The 15,779-nt window shown below is 63.0% G+C and carries 10 protein-coding genes; 2 read left to right on the top strand and 8 right to left on the bottom strand.

Going from position 1 to position 15,779, the window contains the following annotated elements; all coding sequences use genetic code 11:
* Positions 1 to 351: 351 nt before the first annotated feature.
* The 6 genes from B5E67_RS11480 to B5E67_RS11455 all read right to left on the bottom strand — a co-directional run bounded on the left by B5E67_RS11480 (position 352) and on the right by B5E67_RS11455 (position 9,230).
* Positions 352 to 2,115 (bottom strand): bifunctional UDP-sugar hydrolase/5'-nucleotidase, encoded by a 1,764-nt coding sequence (locus B5E67_RS11480; RefSeq protein ID WP_087385409.1) that lies wholly within the window; start codon positions 2,113 to 2,115, stop codon positions 352 to 354.
* Between the two features lie 758 nt (positions 2,116 to 2,873).
* Positions 2,874 to 3,947, bottom strand: coding sequence for a 4-hydroxythreonine-4-phosphate dehydrogenase PdxA (gene pdxA, locus B5E67_RS11475; RefSeq protein WP_087385408.1), 1,074 nt, complete (start codon positions 3,945 to 3,947; stop codon positions 2,874 to 2,876).
* Between the two features lie 660 nt (positions 3,948 to 4,607).
* A complete protein-coding gene (gene dapA / locus B5E67_RS11470) occupies positions 4,608 to 5,516 on the bottom strand; it encodes a 4-hydroxy-tetrahydrodipicolinate synthase (RefSeq protein ID WP_087385407.1) in 909 nt (302 codons plus the stop codon).
* 45 nt (positions 5,517 to 5,561) lie between these two features.
* Positions 5,562 to 6,728 (bottom strand): iron-containing alcohol dehydrogenase, encoded by a 1,167-nt coding sequence (locus tag B5E67_RS11465; protein WP_087385406.1) that lies wholly within the window; start codon positions 6,726 to 6,728, stop codon positions 5,562 to 5,564.
* Positions 6,729 to 6,773: 45 nt separating this feature from the next.
* The gene (locus B5E67_RS11460; protein ID WP_087385405.1) at positions 6,774 to 7,937 is read right to left on the bottom strand and encodes a sialidase family protein; all 1,164 of its coding nucleotides are present in this window, start codon (positions 7,935 to 7,937) and stop codon (positions 6,774 to 6,776) included.
* A 42-nt stretch (positions 7,938 to 7,979) separates the two neighbouring features.
* Positions 7,980 to 9,230 carry a four-carbon acid sugar kinase family protein gene (locus B5E67_RS11455; RefSeq protein WP_087385404.1) on the bottom strand — a complete coding sequence of 417 codons (1,251 nt, stop codon included), beginning with the start codon at positions 9,228 to 9,230 and terminating at the stop codon, positions 7,980 to 7,982.
* Between the two features lie 266 nt (positions 9,231 to 9,496).
* On the opposite strand from B5E67_RS11455, the gene B5E67_RS11450 reads away from it, so the two are divergent.
* Positions 9,497 to 11,302 (top strand): sigma-54-dependent transcriptional regulator, encoded by a 1,806-nt coding sequence (locus B5E67_RS11450; RefSeq protein WP_087385403.1) that lies wholly within the window; start codon positions 9,497 to 9,499, stop codon positions 11,300 to 11,302.
* 343 nt (positions 11,303 to 11,645) lie between these two features.
* Here B5E67_RS11450 and treC read toward each other — a convergent pair whose 3' ends face one another.
* Together treC and treP are read right to left on the bottom strand one after the other, a co-directional pair.
* Entirely contained in the window at positions 11,646 to 13,280 is a 1,635-nt protein-coding gene (gene treC / locus B5E67_RS11445; RefSeq protein ID WP_087385402.1) for an alpha,alpha-phosphotrehalase, read from the bottom strand.
* 84 nt (positions 13,281 to 13,364) lie between these two features.
* Positions 13,365 to 14,780, bottom strand: a complete 1,416-nt coding sequence (treP, locus tag B5E67_RS11440) for a PTS system trehalose-specific EIIBC component (RefSeq protein ID WP_087366218.1) — start codon at positions 14,778 to 14,780, stop codon at positions 13,365 to 13,367.
* A 231-nt stretch (positions 14,781 to 15,011) separates the two neighbouring features.
* On the opposite strand from treP, the gene treR reads away from it, so the two are divergent.
* Positions 15,012 to 15,758, top strand: a complete 747-nt coding sequence (gene treR, locus B5E67_RS11435) for a trehalose operon repressor (protein ID WP_087385401.1) — start codon at positions 15,012 to 15,014, stop codon at positions 15,756 to 15,758.
* The last annotated feature ends 21 nt before the right edge of the window (positions 15,759 to 15,779 follow it).

Below are 15,779 nucleotides of genomic sequence, written 5' to 3'. Positions count from 1 at the left end.
CCTCTTGCGCTTAGCCAATTTTCCCAGCGGGCGGCGGTGCGCCCTTGTGAAAATTGGAGCGCTGCGCCAGCCTCGCCTCCCTGTTTCGTTCACTGAACGCGGTCGGCTCGGCTGCCCCCGTGGGGCTCTAAACCAAAAACAACCCCCGCCCCTAGATGAGGCGAGGGTTGTTGTATTTTATAGGTTTTTCAGTGTGTACCGGTTAATCGAATCAGGTCAAAACGGGCTTTGCATCGCATCGGGGCGCAGCCCCAGACGTAACGAGCGAGCTAAAACGCACATGTTCCGCGGAAGTTACGGAGACCCGGAAACTTCATGGTACACATTGAAAAGTCTTTTGCCAACTTTTCTTCAGAAAAGTTGGATGCGGCCGGCGCCGTAGGGGTTCTCGTAGTCCAGCAGGTAGCCGGGATAGTCGGCCAGGGGGCTGTTGGCGGTGGTGATGGTGGTGCCGTCAAACAGCATGGCGTAGCTGGACAGAACCAGATAATCCTCCGAGACGTAATCCTTTACCAGGGTTGCGCCGTCGAACATGGCGAAGCCGTCGCCCAGGCTGCGCAGGGTGTAGTTCATGCCGGCCATGTTGTAGGTGCGGTTGGGATCCAGAGGCTCGTAAGTACCGGTGGTGCGGTTGTAGATCTTGACGTTCTGTACCCGCGGCGTGCCGGTGGCAGGGCCGGTCCAGACGTTCTGGTCGTCGGTCTGGACGGTGTTGGGCAGATCGGTGTGGATCTCATAGGTGGCGCCTGCAACCTGCAGGAAACCGCCGTTCTCCTGGCCCGAACCCGCAAACCGGGCGCCGAACTCCAGAGCGTTCTGGATCTGGGCGCCGGTCACCGACATCAGGCAGGCCACGTTCCCGAAGGGGCTGACCGTCTTGCAGGTCATGTAGGTCCAGTCGCCTGCCGGCACGTCGGCACGGATGCCGCCGCCGTTCATGATGGCGATGTCGCAGTCCAGCTTCTCGATCTCGTTGAAGTAGGCATAGATGCCGTCGGCCACCAGGTCGCCCATGTTGGTCTCCTGGCTGCGGATCAGGCGCTTGCCGGTGACGGGGTCGTTGATGTAGAAGTTCACCGGGCTGGCAGCGATCTTCTCGCCCAGCATATCGTCCACGGCGGCGATCCAGTCGGTCTGGAGGAACTTGGTCTCGTTGACCACCTGCAGGTTGGTGGAGGAAATCAGCTCGGTGGTGAAGTCGCGGTCGGTGTTGATGACCATACGGCCCACGTTGCCCATGTAGCAGCCGGTCTGGGTCAGGACCACCGGGTTGCCCTCGGCGTCACGGACGATCTCGCCGGCCATCTCGGTGTGGGAGTGGCCGTCGATGAAGGCGTTGAAGCCCACCGTGTTCTGGATCACCTCACGGCTGGTCCAGGGCGACGAAGAACCATCCACGCCCAGGTGGCCCAGGCCGATGACGAAGTCGGCGTACAGCCATGCCTCGTCGATGGCCTTCTGAACGGCCTTGTACAGCTCCTTGCCGTCGTCGCCGCCGTCAATGCCGTAGATGTACTCGGTCTGGTCGGCGTTCATGAAGTAGGCGGGGGTGGACTTGGTGATGGTCTCGGGGGTGGTGACGCCGATGAAGGCCAGCAGCCGGCCGCCGCGGAAGAAATACTTGATGGAGGGCAGCACCTTCTTGCCGGTGCGCAGGTCCTTGAAGTTGCAGCTGACGTAGGGGAAGTCGGCTTCCTCGTTGACGATGGTCATGATGCGGTCCATGCCGTAGTCAAACTCATGGTTGCCCAGAGTGGCCAGGTCATAGCCGGCGGAATTCATCAGCTTGATGATGGAAGCGCCCTTGTCCATGGCGCCGTAGGCGGTGCCCTGGATGTGGTCGCCGGCATCCACCAGCAGCACGTCCATATCTGCATCCTCATAGCTCCGCTTCAGGGCAGCGATCGAAGCATAGGTCAGATCCGGGCTCTCGTTGTCGATGTAGGTGTGCACATCGTTGGTGTACAGGATGGTGATGGGGGTCTTGTCAGGCGCTACCAGGGGATAGAAAGCGTCTGCACCCAGGGGGGCCGCAGTCAGGCCCAGGGCCGCTGCTGCGCCGGTGGCTGCACCGGCGGCCTTCAGGAAATTACGACGGGATATATAGCTTTTCATCGAAATGTCCTCCTCGTCTGTTTACTGCATTGTGGTGTCGGTTTTTGCGCCGCAGGGCATCCAAACCCCGCAGTACTGTACTATAACAATAGCATAAAACCCCACCTAAAACAAGACCTAAACCGTCAAATCCTGTTTTTTTCAAACCATATCTCAAAAGTTATTGGACACTCTGGCCAAAAAACAGTCAAGTTGAGCCCTTTTTCCTCCCCGGCCGCGGCGCAGAGGCCGTCCGGGCCGGATTTTCCCCGCCGGGCCCCTGCAAAGCCGGGATGCGGCCCCGGGCTGCGGCGCCCGGCTTTCCTTTGGGCGGCGCCGCGCCCCCGCAAAGGACAGGCCGCTGTCCTCTTGTGCTTAACCAATTTTTTCTGCGGGCATAAATGCTCTTGTAAAAATTGGAGCGCTGCCCCGGGTTGCCGTTACCCAAATTTTCTGCGCCGGACGCAGTCCGCTTGAAAATTTGGACGGCTGTCCTCTTGTGCTTAGCCAATTTTTCCTGCGGGCATAAATGCCCTTGTAAAAATTGGAGCACTGCGCCAAGCACACCTCGCTGTATCGTCCACAGGACGCGGTCGCTGTGTTTGCCCCTGGGGACAAAATTTGCCGCAGAACCGCGCACTCGGCCTTGCGGCCTCGCACACTCTCTGCGGCAAATTTCCCTGTAGGTGTCCCAGCCGTACGCACATGTCGTCCGGCCGGGACTTTTTTGACAGTCTGGGCCTGGGATTCCTCCCCGCCCTCCGGCTTTTGGTATGGGTTTATGCTTTTTCGCGGCCATGGGCCATGCGGACGGCATAGTCGATGGCGTTCACCAGGCTCAGCTCGTTGCTGGTGCCCTTGCCCGCCAGGGCGAAGCCGGTGCCGTGGTCCACGCTGGTGCGGATGATGGGCAGGCCCAGGGTGACGTTGACGCCCTCCACCGCCTTCCAGGTCTGCTTTTCCCTGTCGTAGACAAAGCCCACGGTCTTGAGGGGGATATGGCCCTGGTCGTGGTACATGCAGACCACGATATCATACCAGCCGCCCAGCGCCTCGCTGAACACGCTGTCGGGCGGGATGGGGCCAATGGCGTTGATGCCCTCGGCCTTGGCGGCCTCGATGGCGGGCTTGATCTCCTGGATCTCCTCGGTGCCGAACAGGCCGTTTTCGCCGCAGTGGGGGTTCAGGCCGGCCACCGCCACACGGGGGTTCTCGATCCCCATATCCTTGCAGGCGCGGTGGGCGATCTCGATGACCTCCAGCACCCGGGCCTTCTTGACCCGGTCGCAGGCCTCCCGCAGGGAGCAATGGGTGGACACGTGCACCACACGCAGGTCGTGGTGGGCCAGCATCATGGTGTACTTTTTGGTGTGGGTGTAGGTGGCGTAGATTTCGGTATGGCCGTCAAAATGGGTATAGCCGTCCGAATGAGCCCCGCCATCGGCCTCCAGAGCCTTGTTCATGGCCTCCTTGTTGAGGGCGTTGGTGCAGGTGGCGTCCACCTCGCCGGCCATGGCCAGCTCGATGACCTTTTTCACGCACTGGAAGGCCGCATTGCCGCCCTCCACGCTCACCTTGCCCAGTTCAAAGGCGGCCACATCGGGGATCAGTTCCATATGCAGCACGTCGATGGTGCCGGGGGTGAACAGGGCGTCGCTGACCTTTTCACAGCGGTGAATCCGGATATCCGGCCGGCCCACAAAGCCCCTGGCCTGTTCCAGCATTTTGGCGTCGCCCACCACAATGGGCCGGCACCGGTCGTAAATATCCCCATGGGCCAGGGCCTTGACGGTGATCTCGGGGCCGTTGCCCGCAGGATCGCCCATGGTGATGCCAACAATGGGTTTTGTCATATTCCTATCTCTCCATTTATGCAATCATCATCTACAGTGTTTTGTTGGTTTCTGCTCTACCTTAAACACGCTGTTTCTTTTTCCTCTTTGTCCGCTCCGCTGGGGCCAGAGGGCCAGGGAGGGGGTTTCGACTCCCCCTCCCTAGGCCCTCTGGACTCCCTACCCTCCCTAACGACCAGGGCAGCTTTGGCCCGGCGCGTCCAGTGGACGAAACAGCCGGGCCGAAGCTGGCGCAGCGCTCCGGTTTTTGCAAGCGCCCTCCGCGGCGCGCCGCAAAAATCGGCTAAGCGCAAGAGGACTGACTCCTGGACCCAAAAGAAGTGGTCGCTCTGGGCAAAAGCCTAAAAAACACTGTCATGCCTGGCCCATGGAAACTTTCAGGGCCTCAAACGGCGGCACGGGTGTTTTTCTTAACGGCTTTTGCCCGCCGCTCCGATTTAAATTGGGCCTGTTGGAGCGGGCACCCCATTTTTAATCCGTCCGGCCGAAGGACATGTGCCTGAGGCCGGACACCGACAGGGAAATTTTCCGGCGGGAGTGTGCGAGGCCATAGGCCGAGTGCGCGGTTCGCCGGGAAATTTTGTCGGAAAGGGGGATACCAGGGGGGAAGCATTTCTGACCTGCGCATGCAGGCAGAAATGGGTCCCCCCTGGAGTGCTCTTAGCACATGCCCTTCTCTGCGTTCTCCTTCAGCACCTTCTCCAGAGCCTTGACGCCCTCCTCGGGCACCTGGTTGAAGGGTGCGCGGCACTTGCCCACGTTGTAGCCCAGCATGGCCACGGCGGTTTTCACGATGGTGTTGGGGTTGCCGTACTTGAAGCAGGCGCGGAAGGATGCGATGCTGGCGTTGGCGGCCTTGGCCTCCTCGATCTTGCCCTCCATGAACAGGTTGTAGATGGAGGCCATGGTGTGGGGATAGACGTTGGCGCAGCCGGCGATGCCGCCGGTGCCGCCGGCCAGCAGGTTCCAGATGATCAGCTGGTCGTTGCCCGACAGGGTGGAGAACTTGCCGTTCTTCTTGGAGTTGCCGGCGTCGATGTAGGCCAGGATGTTGGCGAAGTTGCCGCTGGAATCCTTGGCGCCCACGATGTTGTCGATCTGGGCCAGACGGGCCACGGTGGCGGGGGCCAGGGCGTTGCCGGTGCGGGCGGGGATGTTGTACAGCACGATGGGCATATCCACCGCCTCGGCCACCGCCTTGTAATGCTCATACAGCTCGTTCTGGCTGGCGGCGGCAAAGCTGGGGGTGATGATGGACAGCACGTCGGCGCCCAGGGCCTGGGCCATCCTGCTCTGCTCGATGGTCTCCTTGGTGGAGATGCAGCCGGTGCCGGCGTAGACGGGAACCCGGCCGTTGGTCTCCTCGATGACGGTGCGCAGCACCAGTTCCTTCTCCTTGCCGTTCAGGATATAGCCCTCGCCGTTGGTGCCGAAGCAGAAGATGGCGTGGACGCCGCCCTCGATCTGGCGGTTGACCTGGGCCCGCAGCTCGGCCACATTGATGGATTCATCGTCGTTCATCGGGGTAATGATCGGGGGGATGATGCCTTTGATTTCAACAGCCTTCATGGTAGTCTCTCCTTTTTACATCGCAAAATGATGGGCGCGGTGCGCTCACATGACTTCCAGATACAGTTTGCGGGCGTCGTCGGGGGTGATGGTGCGCATATTGTTCACCAGCAGCCGCTGCACCTGCATGCCGGCCTGGACCAGGCCCTCCAGGTCCTCGGCGGGGACGCCGAACTCCTTCAGGCTGGTGGGGATGTCCAGGTGCTTGACGATGTGCTCGATGCGGGCGATGATCCAGGCTGCCTTTTCCTCCACGGTGGTGCAGGTCTTTTCCTCGTGGCAGCAGTGGTCGTAGGCCACGGCCAGCCGCTCCCGCACGGCGGGGTCCTGGGCATTGAACCGCATGACGGGGGCCAGCAGGATGGCGTTGGAGACGCCGTGGGCGATATGGTACTTGCCGCCCAGGGGGTAGCTGAGGGCGTGGACGGCGGTGGTGCCGGAGGCGGTGATGGCCAGGCCGCCGTAGTAGGCGGCGATCTGCATCCGGTTCTTCTCGGTCATGGCCTCGGGGTCGTCGCAGGCGGCCTCGATGTTGTTGAGGATCAGGTCCAGGCCCTCCAGGGCGTACAGGTCGCTGAAGGGGTTGGCCTTGTTGCTGGTGAAGCACTCAATGCAGTGGGCCAGGGCGTCCACGCCGGTGGCGGCGGCAATCTTCCGGGGCAGGTTCTTGATCATCCGGGCGTCCAGGATGACGTAGTCGGCGATCATGTGCTCGTTGACGATGCCCACCTTCAGCTCCTTCTCGGGGACGGCCACGATGGCGTTGGGGGTGACCTCGGCGCCGGTGCCGGCGGTGGTGGGGATCAGGACGATGGGCACGCACTTCTGGGCCATGCCGGGATGGTCCAGCAGCTCCTTGACGCCGTAGTCGTCGGTGACCAGGACGCTGGCCAGCTTGGCGGCGTCCATGACGCTGCCGCCGCCGCAGGCCACAATCAGGTCGGCCCCGCTGTGCTTGAACTCATCCACCAGCTTCTGGACCGCCATATAGCTGGGCTCGGGGGGCAGCTCGTCCAGGACGTAGTACTCCACCCCGGCGGCCTTCACCGCATCCTCGGGCAGGGCGAACAGTCCCGCCCCCTCGATGCCTTTGTCGGTGAACATAGCCACCTTTTTGGCCCCCAGGGCCTTGACGATGGCGGTGATGTTGTCCATGGCGTTTTCGCCGCCGTAGACGGCGTGGGGCATTTTCAGATTGTATTGGGTCAGCATATCCTCTCAGTCTCCTCTCGTATCAAAAAACCTTTTGGGTGGGATTCACTTGGTGCCCTGGGCGGCGGTGGGGTTGTACAGGCCCACACGCTCCCGGCGCGCGCCCAGCACGTCCTCCTCCCGGAACCGGACGTACTTGACCCCCTGGCGGGTGCGGGCGGCGTAGGCCAGATGGATGGCGCCGTCCTTGCCCTGCATGATGTAGGGGTACTCATACTGTTTGTTGTTGGTGCGGTTTTCCTCGCCCATGAAGCCCTCGCCCCGCTCCATCCACCGAATGATGGGGAAGGTCAGGCCCCCGTCCTCGGACAGGGCCACCGCCACCGGGCACCGCAGGCCGGGCCATGCCGCCTTGCCGGGGTGAGGGTCGGGGGTGCAGGTGGGGTTGTAGGCGATGGCGATGCGGCCGCTGGCCAGCTTCACCGCGCTGATGCTGGAATTGTTGTTGGGCAGCGGGGTGGGCTTGGGCTCCGACCAGGTGTCGCCCCAGTCGAAGGACTCGCTGCGGTGGATGCGGTAGGCCTCCCGGTTGCGCATGAAGGCCACCAGATGCCCCGGCTCCAGCTCGATGACGTTGGCGTGCACGTGGCCGTTGCTACCCGGCATCATGACCATCCGCCAGGTCTTGCCCCCGTCGTCCGAGATGCGGAAGGCGGTGGGGTCCCCCGACAGGCCCTCGGCCGAGTCGGTGCACAGCCAGTTGGAGAAGATCCACCGGCCGTTGGACAGCACCTGAATGGGCTGGCGGCAGAAGGTGCCCTCCTCGGGGAACACCGTCTCATAGGGTCCCCAGGTGCGGCCGCCGTCAAAGCTCTTCTGGCAGCGGACCACGGCGGTATACTGCATATTGTCCTTGCCCTCCTGGCGGTCCAGCTGGGCGGTGTACATGGCCCAGACCGCCCCGTCGGGGCCGTAGAACAGAGAGGGGTTCTGTTCGCTGCGGGTGGGGTCCCCCGAGATATCCACCGGCTCCAGCCAGGCGGGGGCGTCCTTGGGCAGCAGGGAGCAGATGATGTGGACGTCGGCGCTGCCCTCATAGGTGCCCGCGAACCAGCAGCACAGCAGATCGCCGTCGGGCAGCTCCACCATGGCGGGAGCGTGGGCGGTGGGATAGCCGCCGTTGGGCAGGAGGGCTTCCACGGTGCCCATTTCGTCGTTCTGATACAGGGTGCCGTCCCAGGTGAGGCCAGGCAGTTTGGGATAGATCATGGTGTTCTTCCTTTCTCTCGTGTGGGTGGATGGGATGCAGGTTCAGGCCCCGGCCGCCAGCCGGGCGGCCAGGTCGGTGAGGAGGGTGGCCTGGCCAAACCCTCCCGATTTGGTGATGACGTGGCGGGTGCAGCCGTCGCAGGTGAACCGGGCCAGCACCACGCCTTTTTCCATTTCACACACCGGTTCCAGCTCGGTGACCCCGGCGCAGCGCATACATTGCAGGAGGGTGTCGCCGCCGGTCAGCAGCAGCGTGCCCAGATGGGGGCTGCGGAACAATCCCGCCACCAGGTCTCCCAGGCTGGAGGCGATCCGCACCCGCATGGTTTCCAGGCTGCAGCCCAGGTCCTCGGCGTAGGCGGCGGTAGGCTGGTTGCCCCCGGCGTCGTTGCTGTCGATGATGCACAGGGGATGGTCTTTCAGGACCTCCTCCATCTTGCGGAGGGCCTGCTCCCCTTCCCCGGTGTGCCAGTAGCCGGGCTGAAGCTTCTGGCGGGGGGCCAGACGCAGCCGGGCAAAGCCGGCCTGCTGGGCGTGGTCCAGCTGGGCCAGGGTGATGGGGTTGACGCTGCCGCAGACCACCAGCAGCCGCCGGTCCAGCTCGGGGCGGGCCACCCGCTCGGGATGTCCCAGGCCCAGCAGGCCCGGCAGCACCGCGCCGAACCCGGCGCAGCCCGCCGAAATATGCAGCCGGCCCGCGGCCATCAGGGTGCGGCCGGCCTGTTCCAGATCTTCCAGGGATTCCGCGTCGTAGACGTAGATTCCCTCCCCCGCCGGGACGGGGGCGTCGGCCGGGACGCTGTGGACCGTCACGCTGCTCTGGGCGGCGATCAAATCCGCCACCCGGGACCGGCGCACCGGCTCAAAGGGGTCCACCCCGAACACGCTCTGGGCCACCGGCGTCCCCTCGATGTAATGGACGCCGCCCCGGGTCAGGCGGTTCATCTGGGGGTAGGCGGGCAGGAAAGGCAGGGCCTTTTCCCCGCTGGCGGCCAGCATGGCCCCCAGCTCGGCCCCCACGTTGCCCCGCAGGGCGGAATCGGTCTTTTTATAGATGTAAGGCACCTTCTGGGCTGCCGCCCGGGCCACAATGTCTCCCACGATGCCGGCGGCCTGGCTGGGGGGCAGATGCCGGGTTTCGGCGTCGATCACCAGGACTTCGGCGTCCTGGGCCTTTTCAAAGGAAAAGGCCGGATCGGTCACCACCCGGGTCCGGGCGCCGCAGCCCGCCAGCTGGACGCCTGTGTCCAGCGCACCGGTGAAATCGTCTGCAACGATCAGTAGCGTGATCATGCTCCACCTCCGGAACTTGTTGGGGGATGCGCCGGGCCGGCGCCCCCGCTCTGTGGTTTAAGCTTACCACGATCGACCCTCGGGTACAATCTGAGCCATCCCAAAACTGTCACAATTTGAAATAGTTTCCTTCTTTTTTCACCGTGCCGCTCCGTAAGTTGTTTCATTTCAGAACAAAACAGTCCCCTCCGCCCTTTCTTTTTCGTCCAGAAATGCTACAATACATACAGAACGATGCACAAGTGCACAGAAAAGGAGTTTCATTGATGGAAGGACAGGTCACGCATATCCTGGGCATTGCGCCCTACGACGGGATGCAGACCGCCATGGAGCGGGTGGCGGAGGAGTTCCCCAACATACAGCTGGACGCCTACACCGGCGACCTGGAGGCGGGCGCCGCCATTGTGCGCAGCGTGCCGCTGGACAACTACGATGTCATCATCTCCCGCGGCGGCACCGCCGACCGCATCCGGGAGGTGACCGACCTGCCGGTGATTTCGATTCAGCTGTCGGTGTACGACGTATTGCGTGCCATCAAGATGGCGGAGAACTACTCCAACCTGTACGCCATCGTGGGATTCCCCAGCATCACCCAGCCGGCCCACACCCTGTGCGACCTGCTGCGGCTGGATATGGACATCATCACCATCCACGGCATGGACGAGACCAACCGTGCCCTGGACCGGCTGCGGGAGGGCGGCTACAAGATGGTGGTCAGCGACATGGTGACCCACACCCTGGCCCGGCAGAAGGGTTTCGATGCCTTTCTGATCACCTCGGGGGTGGAGAGCCTCCACGACGCCTTTGAACAGGCGGTGCAGATCAGCGACCGGTTCCGGCAGATGCGCCGGCAGAACCTGCTTTTGGAGGGGGTGGCCCGGACCCGCAGCGGCAACACCATCGTCCTGGACAGCGAGGGCAAACTGGTCTACGCCGCCCGGGAGACCCCCACCGAGAACCTGCTGGCCCTGCTGCGGCGGAAAATCCCCGACATTCCCCCGGCGTCCCCCCTGCGGTTTTTCCACACCGAAGGGGGCGAGTTCACCCGGGTGACGGCCCACCGGGTGCGGGCCGGATGGGAGCAGTGCTACACCTTCCACTGCCAGCAGAGCCAGATCCCCCTGCGGTCCAGCAAGAACGGGCTGCGGTTTTTCGACGAGGCCGAGGCGGCCCAGCAGTTCATGCACAGCTTTTACAGCATCAGCGGGGCCATGGGGATGCTGGAGGAACAGGTCAACGCCATCGCCCCCACCCGCCAGCCGGTGATGATCCTGGGTGAGGTGGGCACCGGCAAGGAACAGATTGCCCGGGCGCTGTACCTGCGCAGCCCCCGGGTGAACAGCCCCCTGGCGGTGGTGGACTGCAGCCTGATGACCGAGAAAAACTGGGAGTACCTGTTCAACCACTACGCCTCCCCCCTGAACGAGGGCAGCTGCACCGTGTACTTTCAGCATCTGGAACAGCTGGCCCGGCCCTGCCAGCAGGAACTGCTGGCGGTGGCCGCCGAGACCAACCTGTCCCGCCGGGTGCGGCTGTTGTTTTCGGCGGTGTGCGCCGACGGCCAGCCCCTGCCCGAGCCGGTCCAGGCCCTGCGCAGCCAGCTGGGCTGTCTGACTTTGCAGCTGCCCAGCCTCCGCAGCCGCCGGGACGAGCTGCCCTCCCTGGCCAGCCTCTACCTCAGCAGCCTCAACGCCGAACTGGGCAAGCAGATCATCGGCTTTGACCCCCGGGCCACCGAGCAGCTGCTCCATTACGAATGGCCCAACAACTACACCCAGTTCAAGCAGGTGCTGCAGGAGCTGGCCACCCTCACCGACTCGGCCTATATCCGGGGCAGCGTGGTGGCGGAGGTGCTGGCCCGGGAGCGCCGGGCCTGCCACAGCGAGGGTCTTGTGCCGGCGTCCAGCCCTGCGGCCGCCGGCGGCACCCTGGATGAAATCATCCTCAACGCCGTCCACCAGACCCTGGACGCGGTGGGCGGCAACCAGACCCTGGCGGCCAAGCGGCTGGGCATCAGCCGCACCACCCTCTGGCGCTACCTCAACCCCAAGGACAAAAAAGACGCCCAATAAAAAACCAAAACGGCGCCCCGCCGGCGGGAGCGCCGCAGCGTGTCGAAAAACGACACGCTTTAGGGGGAACCCATTTCTGCACGCATACGCGTGACAGAAATTCCTTCCCCCTAATATCCCCCTGGGGACAAAATTTGCCGCAGAACCGCGCACTCGGCCTTGCGGCCTCGCACACTCTCTGCGGCAAATTTCCCTGTAGGTGTCCCGGCCGTACGCACATGTCGTCCGGCCGGGACTTTTTTGTTGAGTGAAGGACGCAAAAACCGGACCAGTGCCTCGGTGCACCGGTCCGGTTTCTGCTTATGGTCCGTTCTATGGTTGCGTGTGAAAATGTCGGAAAAAATCAGCCCTTCTTGAGCACCCAGCACTCATAGGGGCGCAGGCTGGTGCGGCTGCCGCCGTCGGGATAGTTCCCCAGCAGCAGGCCGGCGCCGGCCCAGCCCTCGGGCAGGGTCACGGGGGCGTCGTGGCCGGTGAGGTTGCAGACCACCAGAAGCTGGGTGTCCTCATTCCACCGGCGATAGGCCAGCAGGTCGGGGTCGTCCTTGTACAGGAACTGGATCTGTCCCCCGCTGATGACCGGCTCCTGCTTGCGCAGGGCCACCAGCTGTTTGTAGTAGCTGAAAATCGAGTCGGGGTCCTTTACCTGGGCGGCGGCGTTGATGGCCGGATAGTTGTCCGCCTCCCCCAGCCAGGGGGTGCCGGTGGTAAAACCGGCGTGGGCGGTGCCGTCCCACTGCATGGGGGTGCGGCCGTTGTCCCGGCTGCGCTGGGCCAGGATCTCCAGGGCCTCGGCGGCGGTCTTGCCCTGCTGCTGGAGAATCTGGTAGTAGTTCAGGCTCTCCACGTCCCGGTACTGGCCGATGGAGGTGTAGTGGGCGTTGGTCATGCCGATTTCCTCGCCCTGGTAGATGTAGGGGGTGCCCCGCATCATGTGGGTGGCGGTGCCCAGCATCTTGGCGCTTTCCTTCCAGTATTTGCCCTCGTCGCCGAAGCGGCTCACCGCCCGGGGCTGGTCATGGTTGCACCAGAAAAGGGCGTTCCAGCCGTGACCCGCCTGCATCCCCTCCTGCCAGAGGGTGAACAGGTTTTTCAGGGCCATCCGGTCGGGGGGCATCAGGGACCACTTGTCCCCGTTCTTGTAGTCCACCTTCAGGTGGTGGAAGCTGAAGCTCATGGTCAGCTCGTGGCGGTCGGGGTTGGTGTAGCCGATGCAGTTTTCCAGGCTGGTGGAGGACATCTCACCCACCGTAATCATCCCGTCGATGCCGCCGGCGGCCACCAGTTCCTGCAAATACCGGTGGACGTTGCGGCCGTCGGTGTAGAACCGCCGCCCGTCCCCCTCGTGGTCGTCCTCAAAGACCTCGGGCTTGGAGATCAGGTTCACCACGTCGAAGCGGAAGCCCTTGATCCCCTTCTCCCGCCAGAACCGCAGGATGTCGGCCAGCTCGGCCCGCACCGCCGGGTTTTCCCAATTCAGGTCGGCCTGGCTGACGTCGAACAGGTGCAGGTACCACTTGCCCAGGCCGGGCAGGTATTCCCAGGCCGGCCCGCCGAACTTGGACACCCAGTTGGTGGGGATTTTGTCGGGGGTGCCGTCCTTGAAGATGTAGTAATCCTGATACTTCTTGTACCCGGCCAGGGCCTTCTGGAACCACTCGTGGTCGGTGGAGGTGTGGTTGAACACCATGTCCAGCATCAGGCCGATGCCTCGCTTGTCCGCCTCGCGGATGAGGGTTTCCAGATCCTCCATGGTGCCGAACCGGGGGTCTACCGCCCGGTAGTCCGCCACGTCATAGCCGTTGTCCCGCTGGGGCGAGGGGAAAAACGGGGTCAGCCACAGGTAATCCACACCCAGGTCTTTCAGGTAGTCCAGTTTGGCGGTGACGCCGGGCAGGTCGCCCAGGCCGTCGCCGTCGGTGTCGCAAAAGGACTTGGGGTAAATCTGATACACCACTTTATCTTGGAAATTTGCCATCGCGTATCCCTTCTTTATCTTGCCGAAATGTTCTTATCATGGTTCCTGTCTGCCCGCGGGAGCGGGTCGGAAATGGCTTTGGAATTACTGCACGTGCTTCTTCTTGCCCACGATGACGGTGAGGACGAAGGGCACCACCACAGCGATCAGCATGCACAGAGCGAAGCTGAGCATGGACTGGGGCTGGATGGAGAGGATGCCGGGCAGGCCGCCCACGCCGATGGCGTTGGCGGTGGTGGAGGTGGCGGTGCAGACCACGCCGGCGATGGCCGAGCCGATCATGCCGCACAGGAAGGGGAAGTTCAGCTTCAGGTTGACGCCGAAGATGGCAGGCTCGGTGACGCCCAGGTAGCAGGAGATGCAGGCGGGGACGTTGACTTCCTGTGCGTCGGCATTCTTGCGCTGGAGGTAGATGACGCCCAGAACGGCGGAGCCCTGAGCGATGTTGGACAGGGCGATCATGGGCCACAGCATGGTGCCGCCGAAGTCAGCGATCAGCTGCAGGTCGATGGCGTTGGACATATGGTGCAGGCCGGTGATGACCAGCGGCGCATAGATGAAGCCGAAGATGGCGCCGAACACCACCCGGAAGGAGCCGGAAATGCCGGCGTACACCACCGAGGAGATGGCGGAGCCGATGGTCCAGCCGATGGGGCCCAGGACGAAGTGGGCGGCCATGACGGCCAGCACCAGGCTGCAGAAGGGCACCACGATCATGGAGATGACGGCGGGGCAGATTTTGCGGAAGAACTTTTCCAGATACACCAGGGTGAAGGCGGCCAGAACGGCGGGGATCACCTGGGCCTGGTAGCCGATCATGTTGACCTGGATGAAGCCGAAGTCCCACTTGGGGATGTCGGCGGCGGCGGTGGTGGCCACCGAATAGGCGTTGAGCAGCTGGCCGGACACCAGAGTCAGGCCCAGGATGATGCCCAGGATCTGGGTGGTGCCCATTTTCTTGGTCACCGACCAGCAGATGCCCACCGGCAGCATATGGAACACGGCCTCACCGATCAGCCACAGGAAGCTGTCCACGCCGCTCCAGAACTGGCTGATGTCGCACAGGGTCTTGGTGCCGTCCTCGAACAGGTACAGGCTGTCGATGCAGTTGCGGAAGCCCAGGATCAGGCCGCCGGTGATGATGGCGGGGATCAGGGGGGCGAAGATCTCAGCCAGCGCGCTCATGACCTTCTGCAGGCGGTTCTGGTTCTGCTTGGCGGCGCTCTTGACCGCCTCCTTGGAGACGCCCTCGATGCCCGACACCGCTACGAAATCATTGTAAAACTCGGACACGGTGTTGCCGATGATGACCTGGAACTGGCCCGCCTGGGTAAAGGTACCCTTGGCGGACTTGATTTTCTCGATCCGGGGCACATCCGCCTTGGCCGGGTCGTTGAGCACAAAGCGCATCCGGGTGACGCAGTGAGACACCGCCGCAATGTTCTCTTTGCCGCCGACGGCCGCCAGCAGCTCTTTTGCGTCCTCTTGGTACTTGCCCATGAAAACATCCTCCTTCGATTGGTGCCACATGTTCAAAAGTCCGAACATGTTCAAATAGGTTTTCGTTCTGGAGCAAGTATAGCATTCCGGACAAAAAAGTCAATCGAAACCCGCAAAAATATGCGTGATACCAGACATTTTCAGAGCATGGCACAAACTGCGCTCTTGCAATTTGGAAGGATTCACTGTATAATAGGGTCAAACATCTGAACATGTGGGAGGTTGATTACGGTGCCCAAAGCCAAATACGAAGGGATCTACCGCAGCATCAAGCAGCGGATCGAAGCCCTGGATTATCCCTACCAGACCCTGCTGCCCGCCGAGAGCGAGCTGATCCGGGAATACGACTGCGCCCGCAACACCCTGCGCCGGGCCCTGGCGGACCTGACGTCGGACGGATACCTGCAGCCCATCCAGGGCAAAGGGGTGCGGGTGATTTACCGGCCGGTGGGACGGACGGCGTTCCGGATCGGTGTGATCGAGAGTTTCCGGGAGACCGCGGCCCGCAACCATCTGCGGGCGGTGACCAAGGTGGTGAGCTTTGAGCCCACCGTGGCGGACGAGCGGCTGGCCTCCCAGAGCGGGTTCATGGTGGGCGAGCCTTTGTGGGCCATCGAGCGGGTGCGGTATCTGGACGGCAAGGCCCTGATCCTGGACTGCAACTACTTTTCCCAGGAAATGATCCCCGGCCTCACCGCCGAGATCGCCGCCGGCTCCATCTACGACTACATCGAAAAAGACTTAAAACTCCGCATCACCACCACCAAGCGCCGGGTCACCATGGACCACGCCACCACCCGGGACCGGGCCCTGCTGGACCTGGACGACTACGACGGGGTGGTGGTGGTTTCCAGCCTGACCTTCGACGCCGACGGCCTGCTGTTCGAATACACCCAGTCCCGCCACCAGCCGGCCTACTTCTGTTTTGAGGACACCGCCACCCGGCGGCGGCAGAGTCAGAGCCAGGGGGAGGGGTAACCTCCCCTGCCCCTTTGTGAC

This window comes from Faecalibacterium sp. An122 (assembly GCF_002160895.1).
Lineage (GTDB): Bacteria > Bacillota > Clostridia > Oscillospirales > Ruminococcaceae > Faecalibacterium.
Note: the sequence above shows the minus strand (reverse complement) of the source record. Positions and strands in the feature narration are given on the sequence as shown.